We start from the raw sequence: 14,273 nt of genomic DNA, 5'->3' as shown, positions 1-14,273 counted from the left end.
CATGGCGCCGCCGCTGATCCAACTCAAAGACATCAAGCTGACCTTTGGCGGCACGCCGCTGCTGTCGGGCGTCGAGCTCAATGTCGCGCCATCCGAGCGCGTCTGCCTGATCGGCCGCAACGGCTCCGGCAAGTCGACGCTGCTGAAGATAGCTGCCGGCATCGTTGAGGCCGACGGCGGCACCCGCTTCGTGCAGCCCGGCGCGACGGTTCGCTATTTGCCGCAGGAGCCGGATTTCGGCGACCACAAGACCACGCTGGCCTATGTCGAGGCTGGTCTCGCGCCCGGCGATGATCCATACCAGGCGCGCTATTTGGTCGAGCAGCTTGGGCTCACCGGCAACGAGAACCCGGCCAACGTCTCCGGCGGCGAGGCCCGCCGCGCGGCTCTGGCGCGGGTGCTGGCGCCCTCGCCCGACATCTTGCTGCTGGACGAACCGACAAACCATCTCGATCTCTCTACCATCGAATGGCTGGAAAAGGAGCTCGACAGCCGCCGCAGCGCGCTGGTGATCATCAGCCACGACCGCCGCTTCCTCACCAATCTCTCGCGCTCCACCGCCTGGCTTGATCGCGGCAAGATCAAGCAGATCGACCGCGGCTTCGCCTCGTTCGAGAGCTGGCGCGACGAGGTGCTGGCGGAAGAAGAGCGCGACCAGCACAAGCTCGACCGCAAGATCGTCGACGAGGAGCACTGGCTGCGGCACGGCGTCTCCGGCCGCCGCAAGCGCAACGTCAAGCGGCTCGGCAATCTGCATGCGCTACGCGACCAGCGCAGCAATTATCGCGGCACCGCCGGCACCGCCAGTCTCGCTGCCGCCGAAGCCGAGCAATCCGGCAAGCTGGTGATCGAGGCCAAGGGCATCACCAAGGCCTTCGGCGACCGCATCATCGTCGACAATTTCTCCACCCGCATCCAGCGCGGCGACCGGCTCGGCATCATCGGTCCCAACGGCGCCGGCAAGACCACGCTGGTCAATCTGCTCACCGGCGGCGCGCAGCCTGACTCCGGCACCGTGCGGTTAGGGGCCAATCTGGAGACGGCCACGCTCGACCAGCACCGCGAGAGCCTCGATCCCAAGTCGACGCTGGCCGAGGCGCTGACCGGCGGCCGCGGCGACCAGATCATGGTCGGCGGCAAGCCGAAGCATGTGGTCGGCTACATGAAGGACTTCCTGTTCGCCCAGGAGCAGCGCGGCACGCCGGTGGAGGTGCTCTCAGGCGGCGAGCGCGGCCGGCTGATGCTGGCCCGCGCGCTGGCCAAGCCGTCAAACCTGCTGGTGCTGGACGAACCGACCAACGATCTCGATCTCGAAACGCTCGACGTGCTCGAAGACATGCTCGGTGATTACGAGGGCACGGTCATCCTGATCAGCCATGACCGCGACTTCCTCGACCGCATTGTCACGTCCGTGATCGCGCCCGAAGGCAACGGCAAATGGACCGAATATGCCGGCGGCTATAGCGACATGCTCACGCAACGCGGCGCCGACCTGAAGCGCGAGACCGCGAAGACACAGGCACCCGCCGAGAAGAAAGAGGAGCGCTCCGCTGCTCCCGCGTCCGCGTCCAGGCGCAAGCTGAGCTTCAACGAGAAACACGCGCTGGAAACGCTGCCGAAGAGGATGGAAGCGTTGCAGGCCGATATTGCCAAACTGCAACGCGTGCTTGACGATCCCAATCTCTACGCCAAAGATCGCAAGACATTCGACGATACGTCGGCTGCCATCGCCAAGGCGCATGACGAATTGTCAGCCGCTGAAGAGCGCTGGCTCGACCTTGAAATGCTTCGCGAAGAAATAGAGCAGGCTTAACCATGACAACCACACTCGCCGCCAAGATCGCCCGCGAATACGGCACGCCCTGCGCCGTCATCGACATGGACAAGGTCGAGCGCAACATAGCGCGGATCCAGAAGGCCTGCGACGACGCTGGCGTTGCCAACCGTCCGCATATCAAGACGCACAAGAACCCGACGATCGCGAAGATGCAGATCGCGGCCGGCGCCAAAGGCATCACCTGCCAGAAGATCGGCGAGGCCGAGATCATGGCCAATGCCGGCATCGACGACATCCTGATCAGCTACAATCTGCTGGGCGAGGAAAAGATGGCGCGTCTCGGCGCGCTGAATGCCAAGACCAACATGACGGTCGCCGCCGACAATTCGACCGTCGTTGCCGGACTGCCGAAGGCGGCCGCGGCCTCGGGCCGTCCGCTCTCGGTCGTGGTCGAATGCGACACGGGCCGCAAGCGCGCGGGCGTCGAGACGCCTGCGGAAGCGATTGCGCTCGCACGCGAGATCGCAGCGTCCAAGGGACTGGAGTTTGCCGGCTTCATGCTCTACCCGACCGAGACCGGCTGGGGCGATGCGCAGAAATTCTTCGACGAGGCGCTGGCCGGCGTGCGCGCGCACGGGCTCGATGCAAAGATTGTCTCGACCGGCGGCACGCCGAACCTCGTCAATATCGGCAAGCTCAAGGGTGGCACCGAGCATCGCTTCGGCACCTATATCTACAACGACCGCATGCAGGTCGCAGCTGGCTCCGCCACCTGGGACGATTGCGCGCTCCACATCTATTCGACCGTGGTGAGCCGCGCCGCCCCCGAGCGCGGCATTCTCGATGCCGGTTCGAAGACGCTGACCACCGATACCGGTGGGCTCGATGGCCACGGCCTGATCCTGGAGCATCCCGAAGCCAAGATCGCGCGCTTCGCCGAGGAGCATGGCTTCCTCGACCTCTCCCGCAGCAACACGCGCCCCAATGTCGGCGACGTCGTCCGCATCGTGCCCAATCACGTTTGCGTCGTCGTCAACATGATGGACGAGGTCGTGATGGTCCGCGGCGAGGAGATCATCGGCACGTTGCCGGTGGCGGCGCGCGGGAAGCTGCGCTAGGCGCGAATCAGGGCTTTTAGCTCCCGATCCAGTCCGTCGCGGAACAGGTTGATCGGGCCGGTCAGACGGCCGGCCGGCGGGCGATGCACCAGCCATGCGCGCACGGCGGGATTGAAGTCCCGCGCAGCGACCGGCTTGAGCTTGTCGCGAAATGCGCTGCGCTTCAGCGCGATCGGTGTGACCAGCCCGACGCCCAGACCGCGTGACACCAGCGACAGCCGAAGCTCGCTATCCAGCGCCTCCACGGCGACGGTGAACGGCAAATGCTCTGCATCGAAGCGGCGCTTGAGCGTGTCACGAAATCCGCAGCCGTCCTGGTTGATCACCCACGAGAGCTGCGACAGGCGCTCCAGGTCGACGGTGCGCGGAATCTTCATCTCGCGCGCGACGACGAACACCACCGGCTGCGACCCGAGATCGTCGGCGACGAGATCGGCGGGCGGCGCCGCCCCGTCGGGCAGGCAGATCGCGGCGGCATCCAGCTCGTTGCGGCTGACCCGCTCGACCTGATTGGGCGACCAGCCCGAGACCACGCGCACGCTCAGCGCCGGAAATTCCGCACGCACCGCATCGAGCGGCGCGCTGAGGCCGGCCTCGGAGAGAAACGGCGTGAGGCCGAGCCTGAACTCGCCGCGTACCACGCCGTCATTGGCAACGCCGGACTTGAGGTCGTCCAGCATCCGAAGAAGGCGCCGGCCCTGCTCGTAGGCCTCGTGACCTGCGGCCGTGGGCTTCAGCGGCTTCGACAGACGGTCCAACAACTGCGCACCCAGCATCTCCTCGAGATTCTGGATTCGCCGGGTCACGCCGGGCTGGGTGAGATTGAGGCGCGTCGAGGCGGCTACGATTGATCCGGTCTCGACCACAGCGATGAACGCGACGAGGTCATGGGTATTCATAACGAACTCGCATATTCTTTATAGGCTTAATTGAATTGTAGCATATTGTTCGTCCCGCTTAAAGGGGACCCCGCACCCAGCCCGCGAGGTCCCATGACCGTCTCCGAAACCACCAAGTTCGCATCCCCGAAGCAACTCGCCGAGCGATCGCTGATCTGGCTCGGCGCCATCACCACCGGCGTCGTCGTCACCAATCTGTTCGCGCCGCAGATTCTGGTTGGCCTGATCGGCCGATCGCTGTCCATGACCGCCGGGCAGGCCGGCCTTGTCAGCACGCTGACCCTGCTCGGCTATGCGCTCGGCCTGTTGTTGCTGGTGCCGCTGGTCGATCTCATCGAGAACCGGCGCCTGATCCTGCGCACGCTCGGCTGCGCAATCCTCGCAGCACTGGCAACGGCACTCGCACCGACGCCGTCGCTGCTATTGCTCGCCACGTTCATTCTCGGCGCGTCCTGCGCCGCGATCCAGATGATGGTTCCGCTCGTGGCCTCGATGGTGGCGCCCGAGCGCCGCGGCCAGGCCATCGGCGAAGTCATGAGCGGATTGATGATCGGCATCCTGTTGTCGCGGCCTGCCGCGAGCCTGATCGCAGATATCTGGAGCTGGCGTGCCTATTATCTCGTCTCAGCCGTCCTGATGACGTTCCTCGCCGGTGCGCTCGGCCGTTATCTGCCGACGCTGCAACCGGCGGCCCGCGTTGGCTACGGCGATTTGCTCCGCTCGTTTCCCAAACTGCTGCGGGAAGAGCCGGTGCTGCGCGTACGGGCCTGGACCGCGTCCCTGGTCATGGCGTCTTTCACAGCGTTCTGGTCCGCGGTCGCGCTGCGCCTGCCGGATGCACCGTTTGCGCTCGACGCCAAGGGCATCGCGGCCTTCGCGCTGATCGGCGTCGCGGGCGCCGCGGCGACACCGCTCGCTGGCCACTGGGGTGACAAGGGCTGGGCGCGCCCGCTGTTTCTTGCCGCGCATCTGTGCATCATCGGCTCGCTCGCGCTCTGCGCCTTCGCCGGTGCGATGGAGTCCCGCGTAGCGGGTCTGCTGGTGCTGAGCCTCGGCACGATCCTGCTCGACGTCGGCATCACCGCCGACCAGACGCTCGGCCGCCGCGCCGTCAATTTGCTGCGACCCGAGGCGCGCGGCCGCATCAACGGCCTGTTCGTTGCGCTGTTCTTCATTGGCGGCGGCGTAGGCTCGGCAGCGGCCTCGCTGGCCTGGAGTTTTGGTGGCTGGACCGCTGTCTGCGTGGTCGCGGCAAGTTTCGGCGTGCTCGGCCTTCTCACCGATCTTCTGACCAGGACCGGCACGTCATGATCAGGACGACGCGAGCCACCGCAGCACGCCCCTGCCCGCCGCAGCGCCGGTCGCGAACGATGCCTGGAGCAGGTAGCCGCCGGTCGGGGCCTCCCAATCCAGCATCTCGCCGGCGGCGAACACGCCCGGTAGTTTGCGCAGCATAAAGTGGTCGTCGACCTCGTCGAAGGCAATCCCGCCCGCGGTCGAGATGGCGCGGTCGATCGGGGCGACGCCGGTGAGGCGAACCGGAATCGCATTCACCAGATACGCAAGCTCAGCCGGCGAGAACGCGGCGAGCGACCGGCCGGATGCAATGGCCGCCTCCTGCATCAGGCCGATGCCGACCGGCGACAATTGCGCCGCCTTGCGCAGGAAATTCGCGAGCGACTGCTTGCCACGCGTGCCCGACAGGCGCGTCGTCAGCGCGTTAACGTCGAGGTCAGGCCGCAAGGCGATCGTCAACGTTGCCTGCCCGATCCCAAGCACGGCCTCTCGCAATTCCGCCGACAGCGCATAGATCGCGCCGCCCTCGATGCCGCTGCGGGTGATCATGGCTTCGCCGCGCACCGTATGCGTGCCGACCGTCAGCGCCACGCCCTTGAGCGGCTGGCCCTCGAACCGATCGCGCAACACGTCGGACCATGCGACCATGAAACCGGAATTGGCCGGCCTGAGCTTTGAGACGGCAACGCCCTTCGCGACGAGACAGTCGACCCATGCGCCATCCGAGCCCAACCGAGGCCAGCTCGCGCCACCAAGCGCAAGCACGGTTGCGCTCGGAGCGACGGCAAGCGTGCCACCGGACGTTTGAAACTGAAGCCCGCCCTGCTCGTCCCAGCCAGTCCAGCGATGCCGAAACGCGAACCGCACGCCGGCCGCATCGAGCCGCCGCAGCCAGGCGCGCAGCAAGGGCGAAGCCTTGAATGTTTTGGGAAACACCCGCCCGCTACTGCCGACGAAGGTGAGCTCCCCAAGTGCGGCGCTCCATTCGCGCAGCGCGTCGGGCGGAAACGCCTCGACCGCCGCACGCAGATGCGGCATCGCTTCCCGATAGCGGACAAGGAAATCCGCGAGCGGCTCGCTGTGGGTGAGATTGAGTCCGCCACGGCCGGCCATCAGGAATTTGCGGCCGGCGGACGGCATGGCGTCATAGACGGTGACGCGTGCGCCACCCTGCGCCAGCACCTCCGCCGCCATCAGCCCGGCGGGACCGGCACCGATGACGGCGACGTCGGTCAGAGCTTGATCCCCGCCCGTGCCGCGGCCTGCGCGACGTATTTCTGCGTCTGCTCGAACGCGCCGGTCAGCGCTCTGGCCTTCGACATGTCGCAGATCTCGGCGAAATGCGCGGCGACCGCATCCGGCGTCCAGTCGGCCTCCGGCAGGTTGATGCCTTCGCTCTCCAAAATCTTGATCACCGCGAAGGAGCCGGCACCGGCGCCCATGATGGTGCGGGTCGGCGCGTCCTCGCTCAGCATGTACTCGACCGCAGGCGTGATCGCGTTCGGCTTCATCAGCTGCAGCGCCTGCGGCGGCAGCAGCTCTTCCGTCATGCGGGTAGCGGCGGTCGGCGAGATGATGTTGACGCGGATGTCGGTCTTGCGGCCTTCCTCGGCCAGCACGTTCATCAGGCCGACCATGCCGGATTTGGCCGCGCCGTAATTGGCCTGGCCGAAATTACCGTAGAGGCCGGAGGACGAGGTCGTCAGCACGATGCGACCGTAATTGCGGTCGCGCATGCCGGCCCAGACCGCCTTGCAGCAATAGAAGGTGCCGACGAGATGCACGTCGAGCACCTTCTGGAAATCGGCGGCTTCCATCTTGCCGAACGATTTGTCGCGCAGGATGCCGGCGTTGGCGCACATCAAATCGACGCTGCCCCATTCCTTGGTGGCGCGCTCGACCATGGCGGTGACCTGCTCGAAATTCGAAACATCGGCGCCGTCGGCCATCGCGGTGCCGCCGGCCTTGCGGATCTCCTCGACCACGGTCTCGGCCGGCGAGAGCGAACCGCCGCTGCCGTCACGCGCGCCGCCGAAATCGTTGACCACGACTTTCGCACCGCGGCTCGCGAGGCCCAGCGCATGCGCCTTGCCGAGACCATTGCCAGCGCCGGTGACGATGGCGACGCGTCCGTCGAACCTGATTGCCATGAGTGTGCTTCCTGGATGTTAGGCGTCATGTCCGGGCTCGACCCGGCCGTCCCTCAAAATCGAGAGGCTTTTGAGCAGCGATGCATGGCCGGGTCAAGCCCGGCCATGGCGGCCCGGTTCAAACGAAATAGGTCAGGCCAAGCCACTCCGCGACCAGCGCGGGCTTGTCCTCGCCCTCGATCTCCACCGTCACGTTGGTGCGGGTCTGCAATTCGTTGGGCTTGCGCAGCCTGGCTTCGGCCAGCACGAAACGGCCGCGGACGCGCTTGCCCGAGCGCACCGGCGAAATGAAGCGCAGCTTGTCGAAACCGTAATTGACGCCCATCGTGGCGCCTGCAATCGCCGGCATCACTTCGTAGGACATCACCGACATCATCGACATCGTCAGGAAACCGTGCGCGATGGTGGTGCCGAACGCCGTCTCCTTCTTCGCCCTTTCGGAGTCGACATGGATGAACTGGTGATCCTCGGTCACGTCGGCATAGGTGTCGATGCGGGGCTGATCGATCAGGTGCCAGGACGACACGCCGATCTCCCTGCCGACCATGGCCTGATAGGCCTCCAGCGTGATCGGCGGCTTCTTCCAGATTTCGTTCATTTCGCCTCAGGTCTCACTTCTTGTTTTCGGCAGCTCCGGAAAATCCTCTTCACGGAATTCCCGGCCGCGCAGCGGATCGTCGCGATCGTTATCGCGTTCGAGCCGTCGTAGCTGCACGCGGCGGATTTTGCCAGAGATCGTCTTCGGCAGCTCAGTGACGATTTCGAGGCGGCGGATGCGCTTGAACGGGGCAAGCCGCGTGTGCAGATGCCTGAAGATGGAGAGCGCAGTCTCCGGGGTCCTCTCCGCGCCCGAGGTCAGCAGCACGAAGGCCTTCGGAATCGCGAGCCGGATCGGATCCGGGCTCGGCACCACCGCGGCTTCCGCAACGAGCTCGTGCTCGAGCAGCACGCTCTCCAGCTCGAATGGGCTGATACGATAATCCGATGACTTGAACACGTCATCGGAGCGGCCGACGAAGGTGAGATAGCCATCCTCGTCAGCGAAGACGACGTCGCCGCTGCGATAGAGCTCGCCTTCGGCGCCCGAGAGCTTGCCGTCGTCGCCTTGATAGCCCTGCATGAGGCCAGCGGGGCGGTCCGCACCGAGCAGCAGCGCCACCTCGCCCTCCTTGGCCGGATGGCCGTCGGCATCGCTGACCTGCACGCGATAGCCCGGCAGCGGCCGGCCCATCGAGCCGACCTTGATCTTTTGCCCCGGCGAATTGCCGGCGAGCGCCGTGGTCTCGGTCTGGCCGTAGCCGTCGCGAATGGTGAGGCCCCAGGCGGCCTGCACCTGGTCGATCACTTCGGGGTTGAGCGGCTCGCCGGCGCCGCAGACTTCGCGCAAGCTCACCTTGAACGACGCCAGGTTCTCCTGGATGAACAGCCGCCACACCGTCGGCGGCGCGCACAGCGTGGTGACGCCGCAGCGGCCAATGGTGGCGAGCAGAGCCTTGGCATCGAAGCGCGGCTGGTTGACCACGAACACGGTCGCGCCTGCGTTCCACGGCGCGAAGAAGCAGCTCCAGGCATGCTTGGCCCAGCCGGGCGACGAGATGTTGAGATGGACGTCGCCGGGCTTCAGCCCGATCCAGTACATGGTCGAGAGATGGCCGACCGGATAACTACGCTGGCTGTGCAGCACGAGCTTTGGTTTTGCCGTCGTGCCCGAGGTGAAATAGAGCAGCATCGGGTCGTCGGCGTTGGTCGGGCCGTCGGCGGCAAAGCTGGCATGGGCTTTCGCCGCCTCGCCATAGGCAAGCCAGCCGTCGGAGGCCGCACCGACCACGATGCGCACAATGTTCTCGGCACCGAGGCTTGCGAATTTCGCGACCTGATCTTCGGCGGCCACCACCGCCTTCGCCTTGCCGCGATCGAGCCGGTCGCGGAGTTCCTCGGCCGTAAGCAGCGTGGTCGCGGGGATCACGACGACGCCGAGCTTCATCGCCGCCAGCATGGTCTCCCACAGCGGCACCACATTGCCGAGCAGCAGCAGGAGATGATCGCCGCGCTTCAGGCCCTGCGCGCGGAGAAAGTTGGCGACCTGGTTGGAGCGCTGCGAAAGCGCCGCGAAGGACAGTTTCGTCTGCTTGTCCTGGGCGGAATCAACAATCCAGAGCGCGGGCCGATCCCTTGCTTCCGCATCCATCGCGAGCTGATCGAACCAGTCGAGCGCCCAGTTGAAGGGAACCGGATCGGGCCAGCGAAAATCCCTGACCGCTGTCTCGTAGTCCGTGCGGTTGTGCAGCAGAAACGCGCGCGCTTCCTGAAATGTCGTCATCAAGCTTTCCCGGCTAGCCCCCTAACGTGCTTGATAATTCCGGAAAAATCCACCCCGCCCTGACCGGCCTTGTCGAAGGACTGGTAAATCTCCTGCGCATGCTGGCCAAGCGGCGTCGCAGCGCCCGCGGCCTTGGCGGCGTCTTGCGCCAGGGTCAGGTCCTTCACCATCAGCGCCGACGCAAAGCCCGGCTTGTAGTCGTTGTTGGCCGGCGAGGTCGGCACCGGACCCGGAACCGGGCAATAGGTCGTCAGCGACCAGCACTGGCCCGACGAGGTCGAGGCGACGTCGAACAGCGCCTGATGCGAGAGGCCAAGCTTTTCGCCGAGCGCAAAGGCCTCGCTCACCGCGATCATCGAAATGCCGAGGATCATGTTGTTGCAGATCTTTGCCGCCTGGCCTGCGCCAGCGCCGCCGCAATGCACGATCTTCTTGCCCATCTTCTCCAGCACCGGCTTTGCCGCCGCGAACGCGCCCTCCTCGCCGCCGCACATGAAGGTAAGCGTCGCACCCTTGGCACCGCCGGTACCGCCGGAGACCGGCGCGTCGACCGAGAGCACGCCGTGCTTGGCTGCGAGCACGTGCGCCTGACGCGCGCTTTCGACATCAATGGTGGAGCTGTCGATGATCAGCGCGCCCTTGGCCATGGCGGGCACCACCTCGCTCCAGACGCCGAGCACATGCTTGCCGGCGGGCAGCATCGTGACGACGACATCGGCGCCCTTCGCGGAACTCGCGGCGCTTTCGCCGATGCTGGCGCCATCGGCCTTGGCCTGATTACGCGAGGCCTCGGAGAGATCGAAGGCCACCACCTTGTGGCCAGCCTTGACCAGATTGGCCGCCATCGGGCCGCCCATGTTGCCGAGACCGATGAATGCGATCGTGGCCATCTTCGTTTCCTCCGCTAGACGTCTCGTTGATTTAGTTGAACTTCAATTCGTCGGCGCCGATCTCGGCGAGATACGGCGCAAGCATCTGTGGCGTCACATCCTCGATCCGCGGCGGCGACCAGGTCGGATTGCGGTCCTTGTCGATCACGGCGGCGCGCACGCCCTCGCGGAAATCGTCGCTGCGGAACACTTCCAGCGCGGCGCGATATTCGCGCACCAGACACTCTTCCAGGCTCGAGGCCCTGCGCGCAAGCCGCAGCAGTTTTAGCGTCACCACCATGCCACGCGGCGATTTTTCATTCAGCGTCTTGAGCGTCGCCAGCGCAAACTCGGAGCCGTCGCGCTTGAGCGCAGCGACGATATCTTCCATGCGATCGAAGCCGAACAGGGCGTCAATCATCCGCTCCTTCGCCGCGACTGGACCTGCGGCATCGCCGGTCGCAAAGCTGTTGATGAGCTTGCTGACCTCCGTCGCGGTCACACCTGTGCGAACCTTGGTCAGCGCCTCGCGCAGCTCCGGCCACTTGGCTGCAGGCACCACGGCGTCCGCAAATTTTGCATGGATCGCGTCAGGACCATTCATGGTCTGGCCGGTGAGGCCGAAATAAGTGCCGATCTCGCCGGGCGAGCGCGACAACAGCCAGGTGCCGCCGACATCGGGGAAGAAGCCGAGCCCGGCTTCGGGCATCGCGAGCTTGGTGCGATCGGTGACGATTCGATGGCTGGCGTGGCCTGATAGCCCGACGCCGCCGCCCATCACGAGCCCGTCCATGAACGCGACGTACGGCTTCGGATATTTCGCGATCCGCGCATTCATGACGTATTCCTGGCGCCAAAACCGCGCACCGAGGTCGCCGCCTTCGCGCGAGCTCTCCCAGAGGCCGCGAATGTCGCCGCCGGCGCAGAGGCCGCGCTCGCCGGCGCCCTCCAGGATGATCAGAGCGACTTCTGGATCGGTCTCGAACCGATCCAGCGCCGCATCGATGCCCTCAGACATTTCCAGCGTCATGGCGTTGATCGCCTTCGGACGATTAAGGCGGATCACGCCCGCCGTGCCCTCACGGCGAACGATGAGATCGCCCTCTTCCACTGAACTCATCGCGCGCCCTCGATCAATTTGCGCGCCACGATGAGCCGCATGATTTCATTGGTGCCTTCGAGGATCTGGTGCACGCGCAGATCGCGCACGATCTTCTCGATACCGTATTCACTGAGATAGCCGTAGCCGCCGTGCAACTGGAGCGCATGGTTGGCGACCTCGAAACCGGCATCGGTGCCGAAGCGCTTTGCCATCGCGCAGAGCATAGTGGCGTCCGGATCCTTGCGGTCGAGCGCCGCGGCTGCGCGCCACAGGAAGGTGCGCGCGGCCTCGAGCTCGATCGCCATGTCCGCAAGCTTGAACTGCAGCGCCTGGAATTCGTCGAGGCGCTTTCCAAAAGCCTTGCGTTCCTTCATGTAGGTGCGCGCCTTGTCGAGCGCAGTCTGCGCGCCGCCGAGTGAGCAGGCCGTGATATTGAGCCGGCCGCCGTCGAGGCCGGCCATCGCGATCTTGAAGCCGACGCCCTCTTCGCTCAGCCGGTTAGCCACCGGCACACGGGCGTTCTCGAAGATCACAGCGCGAGTTGGCTGCGCGTTCCAGCCCATTTTGCGCTCGTTGGCACCGAACGAGACACCGGGCGTCTTGCCGTCGATGACGAGGGTCGAGATGCCGCCGGGGCCATCGCCGCCGGTCCGCACCATAGCGACCAGCAGATCGGTGCCGCCGGCGCCGGAGATGAATTGCTTCTGGCCATTCAGAACATAGTGATCGCCGTCGCGCACCGCACGGGTGCGGAGCGCTGCGGCGTCGGAGCCTGCGCCCGGCTCGGTCAGGCAATAGCTTGCGATCAGCTCCATTGTGCAGAGCTTTGGCAGCCATGTGTGGCGCTGGGTGTCGCTGCCGAAGGCATCGATCATCCAGGACGCCATGTTGTGGATAGAGATGAAGGCCGAGGTGGTCGGGCAACCCGTCGCCAGCGCCTCAAAAATCAGCGCCGCGTCGAACCGCGTCATGGCGGAGCCGCCGACATCCTCGCGGATGTAGATGCCGCCCATGCCGAGCGTGGCGGCTTCGCGCATCACGTCGACGGGGAAATGCTTCTCCTCGTCCCAGCGCAACGCATGCGGCGCAATCTTCTCCGCCGCAAACGCCAACGCCATGTCGCGAACCGCGACCTGATCCTCGTTCAGAGCGAATTGCATCCCGGCCTCGCTCCTGAGAGGATCACTTCATCGTCGGGATCGAGAACTCCGCACCTTCCTTGACACCGGACGGCCAGCGCGAGGTCACCGTCTTGGTCTTGGTGTAGAAGCGGATCGAGTCCGGGCCGTGCTGGTTGAGATCGCCGAAGCCGGACTTCTTCCAGCCGCCGAAGGTGTAATAGGCGATCGGCACCGGGATCGGCACGTTGATGCCGACCATGCCCACATTGACCTTAGCCGCGAAGTCGCGCGCGGCGTCGCCGTCGCGGGTGAAGATGGCAACGCCGTTGCCGTAATCATGGTCGGACGGCAGGGCCAGCGCTTCCTTGTAGTCGTGCGCGCGCACGACCGAGAGCACCGGGCCGAAGATCTCTTCCTTGTAGATTCGCATGTCCTTGGTGACGTTGTCGAACAGCGAACCACCAAGATAAAAGCCCTTCTCGTAGCCCTGCATCTTGAAGCCGCGGCCATCGACGGCAAGCGTCGCGCCTTCCTTGATGCCGATGTCGATGTAGCCCTTGACCTTCTCGACCGCCTCGCGCGTGACCAGCGGACCGTAATCGGCGGACGGATCGATCGAGGTGCCGATCTTGAGGCTCTCGACGCGCGGGATCAGCTTTTCCATGAGGCGGTCCGCGGTGGTCTTGCCGACGGGCACGGCGACCGAAACCGCCATGCAGCGCTCGCCGGCCGAGCCGTAGCCCGCGCCGATCAGCGCGTCGACCGCCTGATCCATGTCGGCGTCCGGCATGATGATGGCGTGGTTCTTGGCACCGCCGAAGCATTGGCACCGCTTGCCGGTCTGCGCGGCGCGCTCATAGATGTATTGCGCAATCGGCGTGGAGCCGACGAAGCCAACGGCCTTGATATCGGGATCGTCGAGGATAGCGTCGACCGCTTCCTTGTCGCCGTTGACGACGTTGAGGATGCCCGCCGGCAGGCCCGCCTCGATCATCAACTCGGCGAGCAGCATCGGCACGCCGGGATCGCGCTCGGAGGGCTTGAGGATGAACGCGTTGCCGCAGGCGATCGCGGGCGCGAACTTCCACATTGGAATCATCGCCGGGAAGTTAAACGGCGTGATGCCGGCCACGACGCCAAGCGGCTGGCGCAGCGAATAGATGTCGATGCCGGGGCCGGCACCTTCGGTGTACTCGCCCTTCATCAGATGAGGGATGCCGCAGGCGAACTCGGCGACTTCGAGGCCGCGCTGGATGTCGCCCTTGGCGTCGGGCACGGTCTTGCCGTGCTCGCGCGCGAGCAAATCGGCGAGTTTGTCGTAATCGCGCTGCACCAGTTCGACGAACTTCGTCATGACGCGGGCGCGGCGCTGCGGGTTGGTCGCGGCCCATTCCGGCTGCGCGGCACGGGCGTTTTCCACGGCGGCGCGGACTTCAGCCTTGGACGCCAGCGCGACCTTGGCCTGGACCTCGCCGGTCATCGGTTCGAAGACGTCGGCGGTGCGGCCTGAGGTGCCCTTGACCTCCTTGCCACCGATGAAATGTCCGACTGCGCGCATGGATGAACTCCTTAGGTCCAAGCTTAGGTCTAAGTCTGATTGCTTTGACAAATCCTATCGACC

At 65.3% G+C, this 14,273-nt stretch carries 12 protein-coding genes; 3 read left to right on the top strand and 9 right to left on the bottom strand.

What is annotated here, in order from left to right:
• Nucleotide 1: 1 nt before the first annotated feature.
• On the top strand, nucleotides 2–1,813 hold the full coding sequence (locus ACLFLU_RS19270) for an ABC-F family ATP-binding cassette domain-containing protein (protein WP_426413731.1): 1,812 nt from the start codon (nucleotides 2–4) through the stop codon (nucleotides 1,811–1,813).
• A 2-nt stretch (nucleotides 1,814–1,815) separates the two neighbouring features.
• Nucleotides 1,816–2,895: a D-TA family PLP-dependent enzyme gene (locus ACLFLU_RS19265; RefSeq protein WP_426413730.1), complete on the top strand. Its 1,080-nt coding sequence runs from the start codon at nucleotides 1,816–1,818 to the stop codon at nucleotides 2,893–2,895.
• Here the strand turns inward: ACLFLU_RS19265 and ACLFLU_RS19260 are convergent.
• Entirely contained in the window at nucleotides 2,892–3,794 is a 903-nt protein-coding gene (locus ACLFLU_RS19260) for a LysR family transcriptional regulator (RefSeq protein ID WP_426413729.1), read from the bottom strand. The two genes, ACLFLU_RS19265 and ACLFLU_RS19260, sit on opposite strands and share 4 nt — an antisense overlap.
• Nucleotides 3,795–3,887: 93 nt before the next feature.
• Between ACLFLU_RS19260 and ACLFLU_RS19255 the strand changes: the two genes are divergently transcribed.
• The gene (locus ACLFLU_RS19255) at nucleotides 3,888–5,105 is read left to right on the top strand and encodes an MFS transporter (protein WP_426413728.1); all 1,218 of its coding nucleotides are present in this window, start codon (nucleotides 3,888–3,890) and stop codon (nucleotides 5,103–5,105) included.
• Here the strand turns inward: ACLFLU_RS19255 and ACLFLU_RS19250 are convergent, their stop codons facing one another.
• From ACLFLU_RS19250 to ACLFLU_RS19215, 8 genes are all read right to left on the bottom strand, one after another.
• Complete coding sequence (locus tag ACLFLU_RS19250; protein WP_426413727.1) at nucleotides 5,106–6,284, bottom strand: TIGR03862 family flavoprotein; 1,179 nt, start codon at nucleotides 6,282–6,284, stop codon at nucleotides 5,106–5,108. It abuts the gene before it with no gap.
• Between the two features lie 38 nt (nucleotides 6,285–6,322).
• A complete protein-coding gene (locus ACLFLU_RS19245) occupies nucleotides 6,323–7,240 on the bottom strand; it encodes an SDR family NAD(P)-dependent oxidoreductase (protein WP_426413726.1) in 918 nt (305 codons plus the stop codon).
• Between the two features lie 118 nt (nucleotides 7,241–7,358).
• Complete coding sequence (locus tag ACLFLU_RS19240; protein ID WP_426413725.1) at nucleotides 7,359–7,838, bottom strand: MaoC family dehydratase; 480 nt, start codon at nucleotides 7,836–7,838, stop codon at nucleotides 7,359–7,361.
• Nucleotides 7,839–7,844: 6 nt separating this feature from the next.
• The gene (locus ACLFLU_RS19235) at nucleotides 7,845–9,560 is read right to left on the bottom strand and encodes an AMP-binding protein (RefSeq protein ID WP_426413724.1); all 1,716 of its coding nucleotides are present in this window, start codon (nucleotides 9,558–9,560) and stop codon (nucleotides 7,845–7,847) included.
• Entirely contained in the window at nucleotides 9,560–10,450 is an 891-nt protein-coding gene (gene mmsB, locus ACLFLU_RS19230) for a 3-hydroxyisobutyrate dehydrogenase (RefSeq protein ID WP_426413723.1), read from the bottom strand. The genes ACLFLU_RS19235 and mmsB overlap by 1 nt, the downstream gene beginning before the upstream one ends.
• Nucleotides 10,451–10,481: 31 nt before the next feature.
• Nucleotides 10,482–11,549, bottom strand: coding sequence for an enoyl-CoA hydratase/isomerase family protein (locus ACLFLU_RS19225; RefSeq protein WP_426413722.1), 1,068 nt, complete (start codon nucleotides 11,547–11,549; stop codon nucleotides 10,482–10,484).
• On the bottom strand, nucleotides 11,546–12,691 hold the full coding sequence (locus ACLFLU_RS19220; RefSeq protein WP_426413721.1) for an isobutyryl-CoA dehydrogenase: 1,146 nt from the start codon (nucleotides 12,689–12,691) through the stop codon (nucleotides 11,546–11,548). Before ACLFLU_RS19220 ends, ACLFLU_RS19225 begins: the two co-directional genes overlap by 4 nt.
• Nucleotides 12,692–12,713: 22 nt before the next feature.
• Entirely contained in the window at nucleotides 12,714–14,210 is a 1,497-nt protein-coding gene (locus tag ACLFLU_RS19215; RefSeq protein WP_426413720.1) for a CoA-acylating methylmalonate-semialdehyde dehydrogenase, read from the bottom strand.
• Nucleotides 14,211–14,273: the final 63 nt, after the last annotated feature.

Origin of the sequence: Bradyrhizobium ganzhouense (genome assembly GCF_049949285.1) — a bacterium.
Classification (GTDB): Bacteria; Pseudomonadota; Alphaproteobacteria; order Rhizobiales; family Xanthobacteraceae; genus Bradyrhizobium; species Bradyrhizobium ganzhouense.
Note: the sequence above shows the minus strand (reverse complement) of the source record. Positions and strands in the feature narration are given on the sequence as shown.

What these genes read in the sequence shown, in the direction of transcription:
- ACLFLU_RS19270 (WP_426413731.1), top strand. Translation starts at nt 2, where the DNA reads ATGGCGCCGCCGCTGATCCAACTCAAAGACATCAAGCTGACCTTTGGC.
- ACLFLU_RS19265 (WP_426413730.1), top strand. Translation starts at nt 1,816, where the DNA reads ATGACAACCACACTCGCCGCCAAGATCGCCCGCGAATACGGCACGCCC.
- ACLFLU_RS19260 (WP_426413729.1), bottom strand. Translation starts at nt 3,794, where the DNA reads ATGAATACCCATGACCTCGTCGCGTTCATCGCTGTGGTCGAGACCGGA.
- ACLFLU_RS19255 (WP_426413728.1), top strand. Translation starts at nt 3,888, where the DNA reads ATGACCGTCTCCGAAACCACCAAGTTCGCATCCCCGAAGCAACTCGCC.
- ACLFLU_RS19250 (WP_426413727.1), bottom strand. Translation starts at nt 6,284, where the DNA reads ATGGCGGCGGAGGTGCTGGCGCAGGGTGGCGCACGCGTCACCGTCTAT.
- ACLFLU_RS19245 (WP_426413726.1), bottom strand. Translation starts at nt 7,240, where the DNA reads ATGGCAATCAGGTTCGACGGACGCGTCGCCATCGTCACCGGCGCTGGC.
- ACLFLU_RS19240 (WP_426413725.1), bottom strand. Translation starts at nt 7,838, where the DNA reads ATGAACGAAATCTGGAAGAAGCCGCCGATCACGCTGGAGGCCTATCAG.
- ACLFLU_RS19235 (WP_426413724.1), bottom strand. Translation starts at nt 9,560, where the DNA reads ATGACGACATTTCAGGAAGCGCGCGCGTTTCTGCTGCACAACCGCACG.
- mmsB (WP_426413723.1), bottom strand. Translation starts at nt 10,450, where the DNA reads ATGGCCACGATCGCATTCATCGGTCTCGGCAACATGGGCGGCCCGATG.
- ACLFLU_RS19225 (WP_426413722.1), bottom strand. Translation starts at nt 11,549, where the DNA reads ATGAGTTCAGTGGAAGAGGGCGATCTCATCGTTCGCCGTGAGGGCACG.
- ACLFLU_RS19220 (WP_426413721.1), bottom strand. Translation starts at nt 12,691, where the DNA reads ATGCAATTCGCTCTGAACGAGGATCAGGTCGCGGTTCGCGACATGGCG.
- ACLFLU_RS19215 (WP_426413720.1), bottom strand. Translation starts at nt 14,210, where the DNA reads ATGCGCGCAGTCGGACATTTCATCGGTGGCAAGGAGGTCAAGGGCACC.